This window comes from Clostridioides sp. ES-S-0123-01, from assembly GCF_020658415.1.
In the GTDB taxonomy this organism is placed as follows: Bacteria; Bacillota; Clostridia; order Peptostreptococcales; family Peptostreptococcaceae; genus Clostridioides.
In genome coordinates this window covers 251404-270316 of sequence record NZ_JACVWD010000001.1, presented here as the reverse complement: position 1 = coordinate 270316, position 18913 = coordinate 251404, and the positions used below count along the sequence as shown (strand labels likewise).

The following is an 18913-nucleotide window of genomic DNA, read 5'->3' as shown; positions in this document are numbered from 1 at the left end:
ATAAATCCCTCCATTTTAATATTATATCCAAATAAATTAAATTCTCTCATTTATGATTATTGATTTTCTAAGCTCTAAAAGACTATCAAGCAAACTTTCATTTTTTTGTATGTCAAAACTTAATGTCAGATTAAAGGTTCCATCTGAATTAAAAAAATCAAACACTTCTTTTGATTTTGCTCTTAGATATAAATCTTCATCTATAAGTCTTTTTTCACCTATTAACAAATATTGGCACTTATCTATAAAACTCTTTCTAAAATCAATAGTATATAGATTTTCTAAAAGATTATATTGGTAAATTGCAATATTATTAAACACTTTTAATAAATTTGAATTTACAAAATTGTAAATTTGATTATCGTTATACAGTGATATTTGTTCATATATATACTCTCTAAATAAAGGATGAATGTTTTGTTTAAGTTTCAAAGTAACTTCAGCTGGTATTTCAAAATACAACTTCCAGTATTCAGAATTATTTTTTTCTAATATAAATGCTACTCTGTTTAAACTAGTGGGGCTAATCTCTTTTAATGTACATTCAAAATTATAATATCTCAAACTAGTTTCTTCATTTTCAAATACATAATCAAACCACTGTAGAACATTTCTATCAAGTTTTAAACTCATATAAAAACCTTCTTCCTTATTTACTAACCTTATTAGGTCTTTTTATCTGATTATATTCTTCTAGTAAACTTTCTTTATCAGCTTTATTTCCTTTATATGCTATATGTGGATTTATCATATACTCACCATTTTTTACTTTCTGTAAAAAATCTAATTTTTTTAGTTCTGTAAACAATGAAGACAAGGAAGTCTTTGGATATTCAAATTCGCAAGATAATTCATGTAGTGTTTTCCTAATCTTATTATTTTTATCCATAGAATTTATCAATTTTATTGGAATTAAATCTCTTTTAGTATACATTCCTTCTGCCACTTTGATATAATTTTTAAAGCAAACATTCATATATTTACTTTTGTTCATAACCAAATTTCTACTTTCTGTGTATTCTTGATTTAAATCTTTTTTTAATGCCTTATCTAAATTAAATATCTCTTCTCACTCTCCTTATCTCTAATTGATAATATAAATATATTACAAAAAAATATGTATGTCAAAAACAAAAATAGCAAAAGTTTATCTATAAGCTAAACTTTTATTTATCTATAAGCTAAACTTTATTGTTTTTTAAAATCAGTATTTTCAATTTATTGGTAAGATTTTTGAATAATATTTGTAAATTTTTTTTAAAAATTTTAATATGCTCAGTAAAATAATCTTTTCTACAGAGTAAAACCACTAAACACATAATATTTCCAATTATTTTTTTGTAAGTTTACTTGACATAGTATATATATATTTATATAATGTATATATACTATATATACAATTTAAGGAGGTGTTTAATTGAATATAGTTATTAGTAATTCAAGTGGCAAGCCAATATACGAACAAATTACTACACAAATTAAAAGTATGATTATAAGTGGAGAGTTGCCAGAAGGTACTGCTCTTCCAAGTATGAGATTATTAGCAAAAGAACTTAGAATAAGTGTAATTACTACAAAACGAGCATATAGTGATTTAGAACATGATGGATTTATTGAAACAGTTACTGGTAAAGGTAGTTTCGTATCTGGCAAAAATATGGATTTTGTTAAAGAAGAACAACTTCGTTTAATCGAAGAATATCTACAAAAAGCAGTTGATACAGCTCAAAGTAGTGGCATTACATATAATGAGTTACAAGATATTTTACTTTTATTATATAAGGGAGAATGATAATTATGGACGCAATAACTATAAAAAACCTAAACAAAGTTTACAAAAATTTTGCATTACAAGATGTATCTTTTTCAGTACCAAAAGGCTCTATAATGGGATTTGTAGGTGAAAATGGTGCAGGAAAAACTACTACACTAAAATCAATTTTAAATTTAATATCTTATGATAGTGGAAATATTGAAATCTTTGGCCTTGATAACATAAAAAATGAAAAAGAAATCAAAGAACAAATTGGTGTCGTATTTGAAGGAAGCAACTTTCATGAGAATTTAAATACAAATAATATCTCAAAAATTATGAGCCATATCTATAAAAACTGGGATGATAGACTATTTAAAGAATATTTAAAACAACTAAGAGTTCCAAATAATAAACTAATTAAAGAGTTTTCAAAAGGTAATAAAATGAAACTTAGTATTGCTGTAGCTTTATCTCATAAACCAAAGTTATTAATATTAGATGAAGCAACTAGTTCACTTGACCCTATTGTAAGAGAAGAAATATTGGATATATTCTTAGATTTTATACAAGATGAAGAACATTCTATTATTTTATCTTCACATATTACAAGTGATTTGGACAAAATAGCAGATTATATTACATTTATACATAAGGGGAAAATTGTATTTAGCGAAAGCAAAGATGAATTAATCGATACTATGGGTATCTTAAAATGTAATTCTAATGATTTTGCTAAACTTACAAATGAAGATTATTCATATTATCGTAAAAGCCAGTTTGGATATGAAGTACTACTTAAAGATAAGTATAAATTTATTACAAAACATCCAAACCTTATAGTTGATAATACATCAATTGAAGAAATTATGTTATTTTATGTGAGAGGTGATAAATAATGAAGGGACTAATTTTAAAAGACTTACTTAATTTAAAAAGCAATATAAAATTTCTAATTTTATTTATGATTGTATTTGGATATATCTCTTCTGTTGGAGATGGAAATAACAGTAGTTTTATAGGTGTTATTATAGTTTTATGTACAACAATGATTGTTTCAACATTTTCATATGATGATTTAAATAAATGGGATAGCTATGTACTTACAATGCCTATCAAACGTGACACTATTGTATTAAGTAAATATTTAACTATGTTAATATTTAGCTTTATAGGTGTATTTTTTTCACTTATTATTAGCATTGTTAATGGATATTTTAAAAATACACTTGTTTTAGATGATACTTTAGTTATTACAGGATTAATTTTATCAATTTCAGTATGTTTTGCTAGCCTTATTTTACCACTTATTTATAAATTTGGTACAGAAAAAGCTCGTTTATTAATGATTGCATGCTTTTTACTTCCTACTGCTGCAATATTAGGATTTAAAAGTCTTTTGGAAAGATTTAATTCAAGTATTTCTATTGAGATTATACTTAATACTTTAGTTTATTCTCTTCCATTTATTGCGATTTTATTATTTGTAATTTCATATTTTATTTCTACAAAAATTTATTGTAAAAAAGAAGTGTAAAAGATATTAACACTAGTTTTATATTTAAGTGGTTTTATAAAAGATTTTATAAAAATACTGTCAGGGTAAAATTTGATAGTATTTTTGTTTTTTATGAATTCATTTCTACTCGGATTTTTATTTTTTATTATTTATTTATTCAGTAACATCCTATTATTTTCTAAATATACTGATATAATATAATTATCTGATAAATTTAGTTGACAATTATATTTTTAGGAGGGTACCCATGTTAGGACAAAGATGTATGGATTATTTACAAACATTAGGAAAAATAAGTTCAACAACAACAGGTCTTACAAGACTTATATTAACTGATGAGCATAAAAAATCGATTGAATTAATAAGTTCTTGGATGAAAAATTTGAATCTTGATATTGAAATTGACGATATTGGAAATATTATAGGTACATATAAATCTAATTTCTTAAACGCACCTACATTAGTAGTTGCATCTCATCAAGATAGTGTAAAATGTGGAGGTATATTTGATGGAATGCTAGGAATAATTGTTCCTCTAATTGGACTTGAAGAAGCTATAAATAATAATAAGTCTTATCCATTTAATATTAAATTAGTTGCATTTGCTGAGGAAGAAGGAACAAGATTTGAAACATCTCTAATGGGAAGTAAAGTTTTTGCTGGTACTTTTAAAGAGGAACTACTCAAATCTGTTGATGAAAATGGAATTACGCTTGAAGAAGCTGTGACAAAATTTGGATTTGATACTAAAAATTTAATAAATTTACACCCTAGAAAAGATATTGATGCTTATTTAGAATTCCATATCGAACAGGGACCTGTCTTAGAAAACAATGCTCTTCCTGCTGGTATTGTTTCAAGTATTACAGGATTTAAGAGTTTTAAAATATCAGTAAATGGCAAATCTGGCCATGCTGGAACACTCCCAATGGATATGCGATTTGATGCTGGATGTTGTGCTTGTGAATGTGTATTATCAATTGAAAATATAGCTAAGATAACGCCTGATTTAGTTGCTACAGTTGGAAAGATGAATTTCTATCCATCATCATCAAATGTAGTTCCTGAAAGGGTTGATTTTACTCTTGACGTCCGCTCATGTTCACAAGAAACTCTTGATACTTCAGTAATAAAAATACTTGATGAAATAACTCGCATATGTCAAAATAGAAAACTTAATTATACAAGTGAACTCTCTTTTGAAAATGTTCCTGTGCCATGTTCTGATAAAATGACAAAAGTTATAGAAAAAAGTTTTGTGGATTTAAATCTCAACCCATTTTATATTTATAGTGGCGCTGGTCATGATGCTCAAGAAATGGATAATATAACTGATATAGGCATGGTATTTATAAGATGTACTGAAGGCATAAGTCATAATCCTAATGAAAATGTTACTGTGAATGATTTAGATATTGCAGTAAAAATATTTTTAAAAATACTAGATAATCTTAATCTAAAATAATTTTACAATAATACTCTTCATTCTGATGTATAAAAAAAGAAAATAAACATGAAAAAGGTAGCAACTAACTCTAATTGCTACCTTCTAATTCTATTTATATAAAAGTTGATTTCTCATCAATAATATCACATCTATCATTTCCATTAGATATATGTCTTACTTATAATTATACATTCTATTCGTAATTATCTCATTTTAAATAATATATATTATACAGTAAATATTTTTCTAATAATGACAATAAATATTCAAATTATTTTTAATATCTCCATTGATTTTTATCTATTTACCTTAAAAATATAAAGGATACCAAAGCTGATATCCCTTATAAATGTTATATATTCATTTTTTATTATAGTTCCAATTTAATATTCAACTTAACTCATAGAGTTAGAAAATTCCTCTCCTGCTGTAACAAGATTAGATAATAATACATCAGCCAGTGCATCATTAGCTGAACTTATTATCCATTTATTATCTTTCTTAGTACATTCAAACTCTACAGTTTTTGTTACAAAAGTTTCTTCAACACTTTTTTGCTTTTCTTTCATAATTGACACTAACATTTCAGTTGTTTTCTCATCTGTTAAATCTTGACCTGAAAAACTCATGCCAAGCATCTTTGTAAATGCTTCAGCCACTATTTCTTTAAGTAATGGTGTTGAATCTACAAACTTACACTCTACTTGAATTTTTGCATTATTATCTTTAATCTCACTGTCTTTTATTGTGTATGTTATTTTAGATGCATTATTTTTTAGATAATCTAAAACATACTGTGTACTTGGGTCTTCTGTTTCTAATTCTTTTAGTATATCCTTATATTTTTCATCATTATTTTCCATAACTTTGTTCATACCTTCAAAGTCAAATTTCTTTGCACTACTAAAAAAATTATTGATTGTATCTTCTGGTTTTGCACTTGAACATGCTGTCAAAGATATTGCTAATAAAAAAGTTGTTAAAAGTAATATGATTTTTTTCATATCTCAAATCCTCCCTCTTAATTTGTTGATACATAAATTATTTTAACATATAATGAGGATTTTTAATAATATATTTAGAATATTTATGACTTTTATCAAAACATAAATCTAGATTAAAAAATATTTATATTAAATTATTATTCATATTTACATCAGTCATAGTAGAAACCATAACAGCCTTTATAGTATGCATTCTATTTTCTGCCTCTTCAAATACTTTTGAATACTTGGAATTAAATACCTCGTCAGTAACCTCTAATTCTGATAATCCAAACTTTTCATAAATTTCTTGACCAACTTTAGTTTCTAAATCATGAAAAGCTGGAAGACAATGTAAAAATATAACATTTTCATTTTCAGTTTTCTTTATCATATCCATATTCACTTGATAATCTTTAAGTTGATTTATTCTCGCTTCATATTGTTCTTCTTCTCCCATAGAAACCCATACATCTGTATATATAACATCAGCACCCTTTACATCATCAATATTTTCAGTTAACAATATATCTCCTTTAGACTTTTTAGCTATTTCTTTCATATATTCAACTAACTTTTCATTTGGCCAAAGTTCTTTAGGAGCAAGCGCTACAAAATGAATTCCCATTTTAGCACATCCTATCATCAATGAGTTACCCATATTATTTCTAGCATCCCCAACATAAACAAATTTAACTTTATTTAAATCTTTATCTACATTTTCAATTACTGTTAGAAAATCTGCAAGTATTTGAGTTGGGTGATATTCATCTGTAAGGCCATTCCAAACAGGTACTCCAGAGTATTTTGCTAAACTTTCAACTGTTTCTTGTTTAAATCCTCTAAATTCTATACCATCATAAAATCTTCCTAAAACTTTTGCTGTATCGGATACAGATTCTTTTTTACCCATATGGCAGTCATTGGGTCCTAGATAAGTTACATGAGCACCTTCATCATGAGCAGCCACCTCAAACGAACATCTAGTTCTTGTTGATGTCTTCTCAAACAATAATGCTATATTTTTACCTTGCAATAAATCTCCTTTTATACCAACCTTCTTCTTAGTTTTTAAATAACTAGATAAAGTTAATAAATATCTAATTTCCTCTTTTGTAAAATCCTTTAATGTTAAAAAACTCTTTCCTTTTAAACTTATATTATTCATATTGATTTTCCCCTTTTTGTAAATTTATTTAAATGCTATAAAATTTTTAGTTTCATATATTTTTATCTACTCTAATTCTCACCCTAACAATGAATCTTTTAATAACTTAATTATCTTCTAGTAATATATCTTTTAAAATTTCAAGAGCTTCATTTATCTCCTTGTAGCTAATAGTTAAAGGTGGTAAAAATCTAAGTACATTCTTTCCAGCAGTCAAAATAAGTAATCCTTTTTTTCTAGCTTTTTCTTCTATAGTGCTAGATTCAATAGTAGTTTCGATTCCTATCATCAAGCCCATACCTTTTGTCTTTACTACGATTGTACTATTAAAATTTTCAATAGATTTTCTTATATAATCTCCTTTTTCTAACACATCTTCATAAAATCCTTCTTTAGATATTTCATCTAACACAACAGAAGCTGCCACCATAGCTAATAAATTCCCTCCAAATGTTGTACCTTGGTCTCCTTTCCCTAAAACTTTTGAAAATTTTTCATTTACTAATACTCCTCCTATTGGTATCCCTGCGCCTAAACCTTTTGCAATTGTAACAATATCTGGTTTTACATCAAAATATTCATATCCAAAAAGTTTCCCCGTTCTTGCTATGCCACATTGAACTTCATCAAATATTACTGCTATGTCTTTTTCTTTACATATTTTTACAAGTTCTAAAATATAATCTTTTTCAAGAACATTAACTCCACCTTCACCTTGAACTGCTTCAAGAATTACTGCACAAACAGTTGAATCAATATTATTTTTAAAATCTTCAATATCGTTTTTTTCTACATATTTAAATCCTTCGGGAAGTGGATAAAAATATTTATGATACTTATCCATACCAGTTGCCATCAAAGACATCATTGTTCTACCATGAAAAGAATCCTTTAAACTTATGATTGTCCCTCTTCCTTCACCATATTTATCACTACTGTACTTTCTTGCTATTTTAAAAGCAGTTTCATTTGCTTCTGTTCCAGAGTTACAAAAATATACTTTATCCAATCCACTTATATTAATTATTTTTTCTCCTACAGACAATACTGGACCATTGAAATATAAGTTTGATGTATGTAATAATTTGTCCACTTGCTCCTTTAAAGCAGTTTTTAAATTATTATTACTATATCCAAGAGAAGATACTCCGTATCCGCTTGTAAAATCTATATATTTATTGCCTTTAGTATCAAAAAAACAACTACCTTCGCCATAGTCTATAATAAAATCAGGTTGGCTATATGTATTTATGAAATATTCCTCCCATTTTGAAACTATATTATTGTTATTTATCTTCATTTTTATCATCCTCACTTAAGTTTATAATCTTTTTTATATTTAACTTATTTTCTTATTCATTTTCTTTTCTTATTAATGTGCCTATTCCACTATCAGTAAATAACTCTGTTATTATAGAATGAGGAACTCTTCCATCTAAAATATGGACTCTATTTACCCCATTATTCAAAGCGTCTACACATCCATGTATCTTAGGTATCATGCCACCAGTAATTATACCTTCATCAAATAGCTTATCAACATCATCTAATATAACTTCTGTTATCAATGACTTTTCTTCATCTGGATCTCTTAAAAGACCTGGCACATCAGTAAGAAGTATCAGCTTATCTGCATTTAATTCTTTAGCTATAGCTGATGCTGCTGTATCTCCATTTATATTATAGGTCTCACCATCTTCTCCTACTCCAATAGTTGCAATTACTGAAATATAGCCTGATTTCAAGCAAGATTCTATAAGTTCAACATTTACTTTCTTTATTTCTCCAACAAATCCTAGTTCATAATTTTTATATGGGTCACATAAAATCATATTATTGTCTATCCCACAAAGCCCTACTGCTCTTCCGCCTTTTGTATGTATCTTGTTTACCAAGTCTTTATTTACCTTTCCAGCTAAGACCATTTTTACAATTTCCATAGTTTCTTCATCTGTATATCTAAGCCCATTTACAAATTTACTTTCTATATCTACTTTAGCAAGCATTTTATTGATTTCTGCTCCTCCACCATGTACTAAAACTATATTTATTCCAACATAACTCATAAGTACAAGGTCTTCCATAACAGACTCTTTTAAACCATCTTTTTTCATTGCACTTCCACCATACTTAACTACAATAGTTTTGCCTTGATGCTTTTCTATATATGGTAAAGCTTCTATCAGTGTATTTGCTTTTTCTATATCAATCATTAAGCATTTCCTCCTAGTTTCTATAACTTCCATTTATTCTTACATAATCATAACTTAAATCACATCCCCATGCATTTCCTCTAGCATTTCCCATGTTCAAATCTACTAATATACTTATTTCATCATCTTCAAGAATTTTTTTCGCTTTTTCTTCATTAAAATCCAACCCATTTCCCTGTTTACATACTTCTATATATCCTTTCATGCTTTCAAAAATAATATCTACTTTTTCCATATCTATTTCTTCACCCGCATATCCTAAAGCACACAATATTCTTCCCCAATTTGCATCAGCTCCAAATACAGCTGTCTTTACCAAGGAAGAAGATATAACTGTTTTTGCTAACTTTACTGCATGTTCTTCACTTAGTGCTCCATTTATATAGCATTCAATTAATTTTGTACATCCTTCTCCATCTTTAGCAACAAGTTTAGCAAGTTCTATACAAACATATGTAAGCGCACTTAAAAATACTTGATAATGTTCATCTTTTTCATCCATTCTCTCATTTTTCGCTTTTCCATTTGCCAAAATCATTACCATATCATTAGTACTTGTATCTCCATCTACACTAACTCTATTAAAACTTTTATCAACTGCACTTTTTAGAGCTTCTTTTAAGAGAACGCTATCGATATTTGCATCTGTCGTTATAAATCCCAATGTTGTTGCCATATTAGGATGTATCATTCCTGAACCTTTTGCCATACCTCCAATAGTTATTTTTTTATCTCCATACATTATTGCTACTGCTATTTCTTTCTTTATAATGTCAGTTGTCATAATCGCTTCTCTTGCTCCAATATGACCTTGTTTACTGAGATTACTTACTAACTCATCCATATTTTTTTCTATTAAATCTATATTTAGTGGTTTTCCTATAACACCAGTAGATGCAACCAAAACATCATCTTCTTTAATATTTAATTTTTCACTAGTAAATTTAGCCATTTTATATGCGTTTATAAGACCTTCTTTTCCATTAAATGTGTTAGCATTAGCACTATTGACTATAATCGCTTGTGCTTTTCCATTTTTAATATGCTCCTGTGTTACATAAACTGGATTTCCTTTAACTTTATTTTGAGTAACTACTGCTGCTGCATCACATAAAATATCTGAATAAACTAAAGCTAAGTCCCTCTTTTCTTTATTTTTTCTTAAGCCACAGTGAATTCCTGAAGCAACAAACCCTTCTGGAACTGTAACTCCACCTTTTATAATCTCCATTTTTATCCTCCTAATTATATGAGTTTAGTATTTTTCTATTCCTAAAATGCTGGTGCAATATGCTTTAAGCCTGTAGTCTCCTCAATTCCAAACATTATATTCATATTTTGTACGGCTTGCCCTGCTGCCCCTTTAATCATGTTGTCTATAGTTGAACAGATTATTAATGTATCTTTATTTTCATGTACTGATATTACACATTTATTTGAATATACAACATTTTTTAAAGAGGTTATCTTATCTAATGGGAGTATTTCTATAAATTCTTTATATTCATAATAATCAGTTAATTTTTTATGTATATCACCTATAGATACATTATCTTCTTTTATGCAGTATATAGTTGATAGTATCCCTCTATTTACTGGAATTAGATTTGGTGTAAAAACTACATCTACATCTTCTTTATACGCTTCACTTAGATTTTGTTCTATTTCTGGAGTATGTCTATGTTTTCCTATTTTATATGCAGTTATATTCTCATTAACTTCTGTAAAATGACTACTTGTTGATAACTCTCTACCAGCTCCTGTAAGACCTGATTTAGAATCAATTATTATATTATTATTTTTTATTAATTTAGAACTTAATAATGGCATCAATGGTAAAGAAATACTAGTAGGATAACATCCTGGATTTGCAACTATATCAGCACTTTTTATATCTTCTTGATATATCTCACTTAATCCATATACAGCTTTTTTGTGCAAAATTGTATCTATAAAAGATACTCCATACCATTTACTATATATTTTTTCATCTTTTATTCTGAAATCAGCACCTAAATCTATGACTTTCTTTTTAGATTCAATTGCTTTTATTGCAAACTTTTCACTTACACCATGTGGAAGAGCAGTAAATACAACATCACACATATCAATTACTTTTTCGTTTTCTATACATGTCATACTGTTTTCATAACCTATACTTGGGTATATATCAACTATGTTTTTGCCAATGTATGAATTTGAACCTATAGCTGTAACTTCTACTCCTTCATGATTTATTAGTAATCTTAGTAATTCTACACCAACATATCCAGTTGCTCCAATAATTCCAGCTTTTATTTTGCTCATTTTATTTCCTCCGTTTTATAATTATTTTAAGAATATTTCGAATTATTTTTTTAAATTAATATTATTATTTAATAATCATTTGATAATATATAAGTTTAAAACTATCTAACTAACAATAAAAAGCCCCTTAGCATTATAATGCTAAGAGGCGAATTTCCGCGGTACCACTCTTATTGGTAAAATTACAATTATAATAATTCTTATGAATTAAAAAGTATTTGCAAATGTATATTTAAAATTAAAAAAGCCTCTTGGTCAAAGACCAAGAGACGAATATACACCCGCGTTACCACTCTAATTGATAAGATAATCTTACCCACTCTAATCTCTTAAGGCGAGACTCACCAATTACCATACTACTAATTCTGGTAACTTCCTCCAAAGCTCTATTCACAATAAAATTCATTACTAGGCTTCCACCATCCCTAGCTCTCTATCAAATCCTTTTATGCTACTTTCTTTTTCATAGGATTTCAATTTCTTTTCTTGTTGTTTTATATAATAATTTATTTTTAGTAGTTTGTCAATATTATTTATAAATTTTTGGAAATTTTTTCTAGGTTGTTAATTTCCACCATTTTGTATCCGAGTTACGATATAACTTAAAACCACATCTTAATAAAACATTTTGTGAATCTGTATTGTAAGCATCAGTTTCAGCTATCACAGAAGAAACATTTGGTTGACTTAATCCCCAGCTACATATCTTTTTAATAACTTCTGTCATATATCCTTGTTTTTTATAATCCTCACCTAATCCATAACCAATCTCAATTTCACCATAAGAATTTGGCACATCTTTAAAATCGGCTAATCCTATAATTGTACGGTTTTCATTTAACATAATAAACCAAAATGTATAAAACAATATATTTTTTTCATCTTTTTTAGCAATATTTAATTGTCCTTTTACAATATCATAAAAAAAACCAGTCATTGGTTCTGCACAATAAATGCATTCTAATTCCTTTTCTAATTCTGAATTATTGGAAGTCCAAAGTTCAAGTTGACGAAGTGATAGTGGAATTAGAGTTAATCTTTCTGTTTTTAATATCATTTTTTCTCCTTTTAAGAGAAAGACTAAAATTGTTATCAAAGAATTCTTAATCATACACAACAATAGTCTTTCTTCTGATTTTCTTTTTAATCTGATAAAAGCTCATCTATCACATGAAATTTCATTTATTAGTTCTATTAGTTCTATATTTTCTAACAGGCTATAAAGTATATTAGTATCATAAATTTTACTACTCAATATCTTTTTTTATTTCTACAACATCCTCAATTTTACAATTATAATTATTGAAAATAAAATTGATGGAAATTAACTGATAAAAGTATCATTATTAATTCAACACAGTTGAACAACAAGTGAGAATACATATAGATTTGTGTAAATATATATACATTCTAGCTTGATACTATATATGTGATAATTAGTTGCATAATATCGAGAATGATCTATATTTTTATAAGTTTAAGAATTATTTTTTAGAGAGTGTATTCCATTTATTAATACTTTAGAATCTATTTTTAAATATCTAGAATACATCCAAACAATTGGACTACGAAGCCTACCTCTAGAGCAAACAATTATTATCTTTTTACTATTGTTATCGCTAATAGATAGAAGCCTATCTTTTATTTTTTTACGATTTTTTATTAAACCATATAAGACAACAATTCCTGCGATGGGTTTATTCCTGTGCAGGAAGTCATATTCTTTTTCATTAATAACAGAGATATTATGTTCTAATTTGGCTATACTACCATATTCTATCGATGTACGTACATCAACAGTTACTTCATCAACGATTTCACTATGTTTTATTAGATATTGTGGACATAATTTTTTCATGTATACATCTAAAGTCTGCATAAGTATCTCTCCTTAACTCTTTGCATAATATATTAATTTATTATACTATAAGCAAGTTCACCTTTACAGTTGTTTATTAATATAAATTTATAATTATTATAAAAATATCTTAAATATATCATAGGATTTATATGAAGCTTTTACAATTTAGAGTGGAAATCACACTCATTTAGGTTGAATGGATAGCACAAATAGTATATAAAAAACATTGATACATACACATATAATGTTAATATAAGTATATGGAGAATAAATATAGAAGAACTCAAACAACAGCAAAGGATACTACTATTAATGAAAAGCTTACAATAGATTTAAAATTACTTCCTTTCTTTTGAAATTTTCAAATAACTGGAATTATTCCTTCCCATGTAAGAAAGTGACAAAACTAATTATTAAAAGTTAATTACAGTCAAAAATATCTAAAAACAATACACAACCATCTTGTTGCAATGTTTAGTTATTCTGTAAAATATTATAATTTGACTAGTGAATAAATATACTAACAATAGCAGAACATTTATGACATGAAAAAATTGAAACAACATAGAATGTATATTCTCATTTATGTCCAAACAAACACCTAAAAATTGCACAAAAACTAGAAGATTTAAGTTTATATCTTATTTTAATTGAGTTTTAAAAACCTTTACTATCTAAAAATTTTTCAATTTTTTTCTCAGAAAGTATCTCATTAGTTATAAATTCTCCATTGAAAAAAAGACTATATGTAGTAAATGGTGCAAGAGCATTTTGTGCTTCTTTTGCTGTTTCAAATTTTATAAGATTTGCTTCAACACCTCTAGCATTCGCAATTTTTTTTAAAATAGGAGCATATTTAGCAGTATGTGGACACTGATTACTGTAATATAAAACTATCCCATTCTCCTTTGATTTACTTTGTTTTACACAATCTTTAAAGCATGGAATAGGTGCATTATCAGTAAATGGAAAATACAATAACTCATAACTTGGTTCTGATGTATCTGCCAGATAAAATCCTTTATATTTTAAATACTTAGAATCAGATAAAAATGGTAGCTTTTTTTCAGATGAAAGTACAACTAACCCATATTTTCCTTTTGACTTTGCATCATCAATGCATTTTTGTAGTAATAAATTAGAGTATCCTTGTCCTTTAAATTTTCCAGATACCCAGAAACAATTAATATACATATAATTATCTGCAGTAATAGGGCACCATGCATTTTCTGCTGGTATATATTCTATAAAAACTTTACCTCTTTCATCTAATCTTTTAAATACAAGACCTTTGTCAAAATTACTTTTCATCCAATATTTTTTAGAAGAAACACAGTTTTCTCCCTTTTTTTCAGTAATTGCACAACATACATGTTCATTATCAATATTGTTTGAATTTATATCTATAATCTGCATATTACCTCTCCTTCTCTCTTTACAAAATAATTTTCATATATATACTATATCTTTAATTGTACTATTATATATATGACACTTATATGTCATATATATTTTCATTTTATATTAAATTATTTCAAATTTATCATTATTATTAAATTATATGTAAAATTAAATAAATTTTTATGTTCTAACTATATTATATATGGATTGTTTTATTAATCACCTTTAAATTCAAATTTAATAAAACAATTTATATTGAAATAAATATATTTAAGGTATATAATTATAAGAAAAATTTTTAATAATAGAGGTGTTGTTTATAATGTGTGAAAAGTACCTAATAAGAGAATTAAAAGAACCTGATATTAGAAGTGCATTAAATTTAATTTGGAATGTATTTGAAGAATTTGAGTCTCCAGATTATTGTGCTGAAGGAATTAAGTCATTCCATGAATTTATAGAATATAACTCTATTATTGAAAAAGTCAAAGAAAAATCTATTTTCTTTTGGGGCTGTTTTGATTGTGAAAAGTTAATTGGGGTTTTAGCTATCAGAGACCTAAATCATATATGTATGTTATTTGTAGATAAAAATTATCACAAATGTGGTGTTGCAAAAAAATTAATGGCTATAGGTGTAAAGTATTGTACTGAAAACAGAGATGATTTAACTGAAGTAACTGTAAATTCATCCCCTTATGCTGTTGAAGTTTACCATAAATTAGGATTTAAAAATACTAATGCTGAACAGATTGTCAATGGTATACGTTTTACTCCAATGAAACTATCAATATCAAATTAATTTAACAAAGAAATATATCAAAAGCAAATCCACTTAAAGTTTTTAAAGTTGATTTGCTTTTAGATTAAATTTTTAAAGTACACTATTTTTCTTTAAGTTTTAAGTAATATACTTTGAAAGAATCTTCTAGCAAAGACATTAATATTTATTTTTTTACTTCTTATTTTCTAATCCAATCTATTAATTAAATCAACTATATTATAATTTATTGATATATATGTAATGTTGATTATTAATTCTATCATTTACATTAATATTTAGCGATATATTTAGTCATACTTTTTATGAATACCTAATAGTACAGTATCAACAGTGTCAGATAGACTTTTTATGGCTTCTTCTGAATCTAAAAGAGCTTTTCCAAGTTGCAAAGTTGAATATCCATGAATCACACTCATCAACAAATTTAATACTTCATCTATATTCTTTGTTCTTAAATTACAAGAAAGAATAAGTTTTTCTAATAGCGATTTATATTCTTCAAATATCTCTGATGTTTCTTTGTTCCCATGCCAAATAGCCCATTGAATTGTTTCATAAACCCCAGGATGAGCAATTATAAAATTAAAATATGCAATACTTACAGACTTTATAGCTGTATCTCCAGAATCACCAATAGCAACTTTCTCCATCTGTTTATTCATTTTCCTCATACCATTATGAGCAACCTCTCTCAACAAATCATCTAAGCTTTCTATATGATTATATAAAGAAGGTGTACGTATACTTAGTTTTTCTGCAACAACTTTTAAAGAAAGCTTGTTAAGCCCATCTTTATCAGCTATATCAGATGCTACCTGTATTACTATATCTCTACTAACACGCATGATTATACCTCTCTCAACTAAAATTAATTACTTTATTAGTTTAACTAATCTAATTAGCTTCGTCAACAATTAAGACTTATAAAAAACTTTATATTGAGTGCAATGTTGACAATTTAATTTTAGTTTAATATAATACTAACTATATTAGTATTATAACTAATTAAATTAGTATTATAACTAATTAAATTAGAATATTACAGTATAATTTTATAGTTTAATAGATATATCAATAGATACTATATATTAAACTGAAGGGAGATTTTTATGGAAAAGAAATATTTTCAAATTCATGGAATTCCTTCAATTCTTTGGGGAAATCCTTCAAACAAATTGTATATTTATATACACGGACAATGTGGTTATAAAGAAGAAGCCGAAATTTTTGCTAATATCGCTGTTAATCATGGATGGCAGGTTTTAAGCATTGATTTACCTAAACATGGAGAACGTAAAGAAGAAAACATTTCGTTTGACCCATGGAATGTTGTTCCAGAGTTATTAGCTATAATGAAATATGCAAAATCTAATTGGAATCAAATTGCATTATATGCAAATAGTATTGGTGCATGGTTTAGTATGTTAAGTTTTGAAAATGAGAATCTGGAAGAGTGTGTTTTTGTATCTCCAATTCTCGATATGCAACAGCTTATTTCTAATATGATGCTTTGGGCAAATGTATCAGAAGAACAACTTAAACATGAACTAATTATTCCAACTTCATTTGGTCATACACTTTCATGGGAATATCTGCAATATGTCAAAAAACATCCTATTACTAAATGGAACACTACAACAAGAATACTATATGGTAAACATGACGAACTTACAGAACTAAGTGTGGTAGAGAAATTTACACGCCATTTTAATTGTAATTTAACAGTTATAGAAAACGGGGAGCATTGGTTTAATACACAAGAGCAATTAAAAGTATTAAATAAATGGACAAATACTTTATTTGAATGAAGATAATTTCATTATTACTATTTATCTATAAATTAGAATAATTATTCTATCAATTCACTTTATTTTAGTATCATTAAAATAAGCGATAATAAAGCTAAAATTATTCCAACTAGCATAATATTATTTAATATTTTAGAACTTATATTCTTTTTCATATAAACTTACCACCTTAATATTTTTATTTATATATACAATAATATTTTTATATTTTAATCAATATTTTTTTATTGAAAAACAATAAATTATATATTATAATCAATAATATAACCTATATTAAGGAGATGGTATTTATGAGTACAAAATTTTTTAGAAATATTCTAACAGTGTTTTTGTACATTATGTTAGTAAGTATGGCTGCAACAGGTATAATATTCTTATGTATGATACCCATATCTTTGTATAATTTTAGCTTTGAAAAATTGATTATTACAATTGTTAGAATTGTTTATTTTTCTGACTATTATATAGTTATTTTATTCCTAACTTTTATAATTAATAGCACTAAATACTCACCTTTTATACTTGAAAATGTTAAGAGATTTAAAATAATGGGATATTGCTTATTGATAAATACTATAATTGAATGTATCAATGGTTATAGTGTAAATGCTGGTCCTATAAAAATATTTGGAACTGATAATGGAGGAATTTCACCACTTATGGTCATCTCTTTTATCTTTTCACTAATGTGTTTTGTAATTGCTGAAACATTTAATAAAGCTATAAAAATAAAAGAAGATAACGATTTAACGATATAGAGGTGATATTATGGCAATTATAGTTAATCTAGATGTAATGATGGCAAAAAGAAAAATATCACTTAAAGATTTGGCTGAAAAAATAGATATTACAAATGCTAATTTATCAATTTTAAAGACTGGTAAAGCAAAAGCTATTAGATTCACCACTCTAAATGAAATTTGTAAAGCTTTAGACTGCCAACCAGGTGATATACTTGAATATGTAGAAGATGATTAAGAAAAGAGTGTCTAAAACACTCTTTTTGATTATCACCTATAGCCTTTATTATTTTACTTGAAAATTTAGACATGTTGTCAAATCTTTTTCATGTGTACTAATGGGTATTAAATTAAATAGACTTTATTTTCTAGAAAACCCTTTTTAGTTTTATCTAGTTTTATATTAAGATATCTTAATATAAAACTCTTAAATATATTTTTAAGACTAATAATAACCAAAGATGTTAACTAAAAAATATAATTGAATAGACATTCCTATTAATCTATGATATAATAGTATTTGTGGTAATACACAATTAAATCAAGTATATCTTGATATAGGTTAATAGGAGTATTTTTAATGAATAATGGAATAGTGAAATGGTTTAATAATGAAAAAGGATTTGGGTTTATATCAATAGAAGGTGGAGATGATGTATTTGCTCATTTCTCAGCTATACAAACTTCAGGATTTAAATCATTAGAAGAAGGTCAACAAGTAAGCTTTGATATAGTTAAAGGCGCTAGAGGTCCTCAAGCAGAAAATATAACTATATTATAATATATAGATTTTTCGGGAAAGACTCTTTTGAGAGTCTTTTTTTATTGATAATTTAAGCAAAATTTTATTTAAATAAAAAAACTGACTGTCAGTTAAATGTCAGTCAGTTTTTTATAGTATTTTTACTCAAAAACTGATGGATTTGAGA

Annotated in this window: 21 protein-coding genes and 1 other annotated feature; of the genes, 9 read left to right on the top strand and 12 right to left on the bottom strand. The window is 26.4% G+C overall.

Annotated elements, in window-relative coordinates:
• Window positions 1-36: 36 nt before the first annotated feature.
• On the bottom strand, window positions 37-633 hold the full coding sequence (locus tag IC175_RS01155; RefSeq protein WP_227435068.1) for a hypothetical protein: 597 nt from the start codon (window positions 631-633) through the stop codon (window positions 37-39).
• Between the two features lie 16 nt (window positions 634-649).
• Complete coding sequence (locus tag IC175_RS01150) at window positions 650-994, bottom strand: replication/maintenance protein RepL (protein ID WP_227435067.1); 345 nt, start codon at window positions 992-994, stop codon at window positions 650-652.
• 423 nt (window positions 995-1417) lie between these two features.
• Between IC175_RS01150 and IC175_RS01145 the strand changes: the two genes are divergently transcribed.
• From IC175_RS01145 to IC175_RS01130, 4 genes are all read left to right on the top strand, one after another.
• A complete protein-coding gene (locus tag IC175_RS01145) occupies window positions 1418-1792 on the top strand; it encodes a GntR family transcriptional regulator (protein WP_227435065.1) in 375 nt (124 codons plus the stop codon).
• Window positions 1789-2652, top strand: coding sequence for an ABC transporter ATP-binding protein (locus IC175_RS01140; RefSeq protein WP_227482608.1), 864 nt, complete (start codon window positions 1789-1791; stop codon window positions 2650-2652). The genes IC175_RS01145 and IC175_RS01140 overlap by 4 nt, the downstream gene beginning before the upstream one ends.
• Window positions 2652-3290 (top strand): ABC-2 transporter permease, encoded by a 639-nt coding sequence (locus tag IC175_RS01135; protein WP_227435062.1) that lies wholly within the window; start codon window positions 2652-2654, stop codon window positions 3288-3290. Before IC175_RS01140 ends, IC175_RS01135 begins: the two co-directional genes overlap by 1 nt.
• A gap of 229 nt (window positions 3291-3519) precedes the next feature.
• Window positions 3520-4737, top strand: coding sequence for a M20 family metallo-hydrolase (locus IC175_RS01130; RefSeq protein WP_227851003.1), 1218 nt, complete (start codon window positions 3520-3522; stop codon window positions 4735-4737).
• Window positions 4738-5114: 377 nt separating this feature from the next.
• Here IC175_RS01130 and IC175_RS01125 read toward each other — a convergent pair whose 3' ends face one another.
• From IC175_RS01125 to IC175_RS01085, 9 genes are all read right to left on the bottom strand, one after another.
• Complete coding sequence (locus tag IC175_RS01125; RefSeq protein ID WP_227845741.1) at window positions 5115-5723, bottom strand: DUF4878 domain-containing protein; 609 nt, start codon at window positions 5721-5723, stop codon at window positions 5115-5117.
• A 124-nt stretch (window positions 5724-5847) separates the two neighbouring features.
• The gene (argF, locus tag IC175_RS01120; protein WP_227851002.1) at window positions 5848-6870 is read right to left on the bottom strand and encodes an ornithine carbamoyltransferase; all 1023 of its coding nucleotides are present in this window, start codon (window positions 6868-6870) and stop codon (window positions 5848-5850) included.
• Between the two features lie 106 nt (window positions 6871-6976).
• Window positions 6977-8170: an aspartate aminotransferase family protein gene (locus IC175_RS01115; RefSeq protein WP_255612864.1), complete on the bottom strand. Its 1194-nt coding sequence runs from the start codon at window positions 8168-8170 to the stop codon at window positions 6977-6979.
• Window positions 8171-8222: 52 nt separating this feature from the next.
• The gene (gene argB, locus IC175_RS01110) at window positions 8223-9083 is read right to left on the bottom strand and encodes an acetylglutamate kinase (RefSeq protein WP_227435056.1); all 861 of its coding nucleotides are present in this window, start codon (window positions 9081-9083) and stop codon (window positions 8223-8225) included.
• Between the two features lie 13 nt (window positions 9084-9096).
• Window positions 9097-10314, bottom strand: a complete 1218-nt coding sequence (argJ, locus tag IC175_RS01105; RefSeq protein ID WP_227435055.1) for a bifunctional glutamate N-acetyltransferase/amino-acid acetyltransferase ArgJ — start codon at window positions 10312-10314, stop codon at window positions 9097-9099.
• A 41-nt stretch (window positions 10315-10355) separates the two neighbouring features.
• Complete coding sequence (argC, locus tag IC175_RS01100; protein ID WP_227851001.1) at window positions 10356-11390, bottom strand: N-acetyl-gamma-glutamyl-phosphate reductase; 1035 nt, start codon at window positions 11388-11390, stop codon at window positions 10356-10358.
• Between the two features lie 262 nt (window positions 11391-11652).
• Window positions 11653-11866: a binding site (T-box leader), on the bottom strand.
• Between the two features lie 80 nt (window positions 11867-11946).
• Entirely contained in the window at window positions 11947-12501 is a 555-nt protein-coding gene (locus IC175_RS01095; RefSeq protein ID WP_227851000.1) for a GNAT family N-acetyltransferase, read from the bottom strand.
• Window positions 12502-12867: 366 nt separating this feature from the next.
• Window positions 12868-13269: a hypothetical protein gene (locus IC175_RS01090; protein WP_227435051.1), complete on the bottom strand. Its 402-nt coding sequence runs from the start codon at window positions 13267-13269 to the stop codon at window positions 12868-12870.
• Window positions 13270-13908: 639 nt separating this feature from the next.
• Window positions 13909-14667 carry an N-acetyltransferase gene (locus IC175_RS01085; RefSeq protein WP_227850999.1) on the bottom strand — a complete coding sequence of 253 codons (759 nt, stop codon included), beginning with the start codon at window positions 14665-14667 and terminating at the stop codon, window positions 13909-13911.
• A 307-nt stretch (window positions 14668-14974) separates the two neighbouring features.
• Here IC175_RS01085 and IC175_RS01080 point away from each other — a divergent pair, with 307 nt between their 5' ends.
• Window positions 14975-15454 carry a GNAT family N-acetyltransferase gene (locus IC175_RS01080; protein WP_227435044.1) on the top strand — a complete coding sequence of 160 codons (480 nt, stop codon included), beginning with the start codon at window positions 14975-14977 and terminating at the stop codon, window positions 15452-15454.
• A 269-nt stretch (window positions 15455-15723) separates the two neighbouring features.
• Here the strand turns inward: IC175_RS01080 and IC175_RS01075 are convergent, their stop codons facing one another.
• Window positions 15724-16281: a TetR/AcrR family transcriptional regulator gene (locus tag IC175_RS01075; protein WP_227435043.1), complete on the bottom strand. Its 558-nt coding sequence runs from the start codon at window positions 16279-16281 to the stop codon at window positions 15724-15726.
• Window positions 16282-16545: 264 nt separating this feature from the next.
• On the opposite strand from IC175_RS01075, the gene IC175_RS01070 reads away from it, so the two are divergent.
• The 4 genes from IC175_RS01070 to IC175_RS01055 all read left to right on the top strand — a co-directional run bounded on the left by IC175_RS01070 (window position 16546) and on the right by IC175_RS01055 (window position 18765).
• Complete coding sequence (locus IC175_RS01070; RefSeq protein ID WP_227823978.1) at window positions 16546-17244, top strand: alpha/beta hydrolase; 699 nt, start codon at window positions 16546-16548, stop codon at window positions 17242-17244.
• A gap of 290 nt (window positions 17245-17534) precedes the next feature.
• Window positions 17535-18002 carry a DUF2975 domain-containing protein gene (locus IC175_RS01065; protein WP_227435040.1) on the top strand — a complete coding sequence of 156 codons (468 nt, stop codon included), beginning with the start codon at window positions 17535-17537 and terminating at the stop codon, window positions 18000-18002.
• Between the two features lie 10 nt (window positions 18003-18012).
• On the top strand, window positions 18013-18222 hold the full coding sequence (locus tag IC175_RS01060; protein ID WP_227435037.1) for a helix-turn-helix domain-containing protein: 210 nt from the start codon (window positions 18013-18015) through the stop codon (window positions 18220-18222).
• A 342-nt stretch (window positions 18223-18564) separates the two neighbouring features.
• Window positions 18565-18765, top strand: coding sequence for a cold-shock protein (locus IC175_RS01055; protein WP_021384215.1), 201 nt, complete (start codon window positions 18565-18567; stop codon window positions 18763-18765).
• Window positions 18766-18913 lie beyond the last annotated feature (148 nt).

Bases quoted from the DNA above. Each gene is read 5' to 3' on its own strand.
- IC175_RS01055 (WP_021384215.1), top strand. From the start codon at position 18,565: ATGAATAATGGAATAGTGAAATGGTTTAATAATGAAAAAGGATTTGGG.
- IC175_RS01150 (WP_227435067.1), bottom strand. From the start codon at position 994: ATGAACAAAAGTAAATATATGAATGTTTGCTTTAAAAATTATATCAAA.
- IC175_RS01130 (WP_227851003.1), top strand. From the start codon at position 3,520: ATGTTAGGACAAAGATGTATGGATTATTTACAAACATTAGGAAAAATA.
- IC175_RS01155 (WP_227435068.1), bottom strand. From the start codon at position 633: ATGAGTTTAAAACTTGATAGAAATGTTCTACAGTGGTTTGATTATGTA.
- IC175_RS01115 (WP_255612864.1), bottom strand. From the start codon at position 8,170: ATGAAGATAAATAACAATAATATAGTTTCAAAATGGGAGGAATATTTC.
- IC175_RS01090 (WP_227435051.1), bottom strand. From the start codon at position 13,269: ATGCAGACTTTAGATGTATACATGAAAAAATTATGTCCACAATATCTA.
- IC175_RS01085 (WP_227850999.1), bottom strand. From the start codon at position 14,667: ATGCAGATTATAGATATAAATTCAAACAATATTGATAATGAACATGTA.
- argJ (WP_227435055.1), bottom strand. From the start codon at position 10,314: ATGGAGATTATAAAAGGTGGAGTTACAGTTCCAGAAGGGTTTGTTGCT.
- IC175_RS01075 (WP_227435043.1), bottom strand. From the start codon at position 16,281: ATGCGTGTTAGTAGAGATATAGTAATACAGGTAGCATCTGATATAGCT.
- argC (WP_227851001.1), bottom strand. From the start codon at position 11,390: ATGAGCAAAATAAAAGCTGGAATTATTGGAGCAACTGGATATGTTGGT.
- IC175_RS01080 (WP_227435044.1), top strand. From the start codon at position 14,975: ATGTGTGAAAAGTACCTAATAAGAGAATTAAAAGAACCTGATATTAGA.
- IC175_RS01135 (WP_227435062.1), top strand. From the start codon at position 2,652: ATGAAGGGACTAATTTTAAAAGACTTACTTAATTTAAAAAGCAATATA.
- IC175_RS01060 (WP_227435037.1), top strand. From the start codon at position 18,013: ATGGCAATTATAGTTAATCTAGATGTAATGATGGCAAAAAGAAAAATA.
- argF (WP_227851002.1), bottom strand. From the start codon at position 6,870: ATGAATAATATAAGTTTAAAAGGAAAGAGTTTTTTAACATTAAAGGAT.
- IC175_RS01065 (WP_227435040.1), top strand. From the start codon at position 17,535: ATGAGTACAAAATTTTTTAGAAATATTCTAACAGTGTTTTTGTACATT.
- IC175_RS01140 (WP_227482608.1), top strand. From the start codon at position 1,789: ATGATAATTATGGACGCAATAACTATAAAAAACCTAAACAAAGTTTAC.
- IC175_RS01070 (WP_227823978.1), top strand. From the start codon at position 16,546: ATGGAAAAGAAATATTTTCAAATTCATGGAATTCCTTCAATTCTTTGG.
- IC175_RS01125 (WP_227845741.1), bottom strand. From the start codon at position 5,723: ATGAAAAAAATCATATTACTTTTAACAACTTTTTTATTAGCAATATCT.
- argB (WP_227435056.1), bottom strand. From the start codon at position 9,083: ATGATTGATATAGAAAAAGCAAATACACTGATAGAAGCTTTACCATAT.
- IC175_RS01095 (WP_227851000.1), bottom strand. From the start codon at position 12,501: ATGATTAAGAATTCTTTGATAACAATTTTAGTCTTTCTCTTAAAAGGA.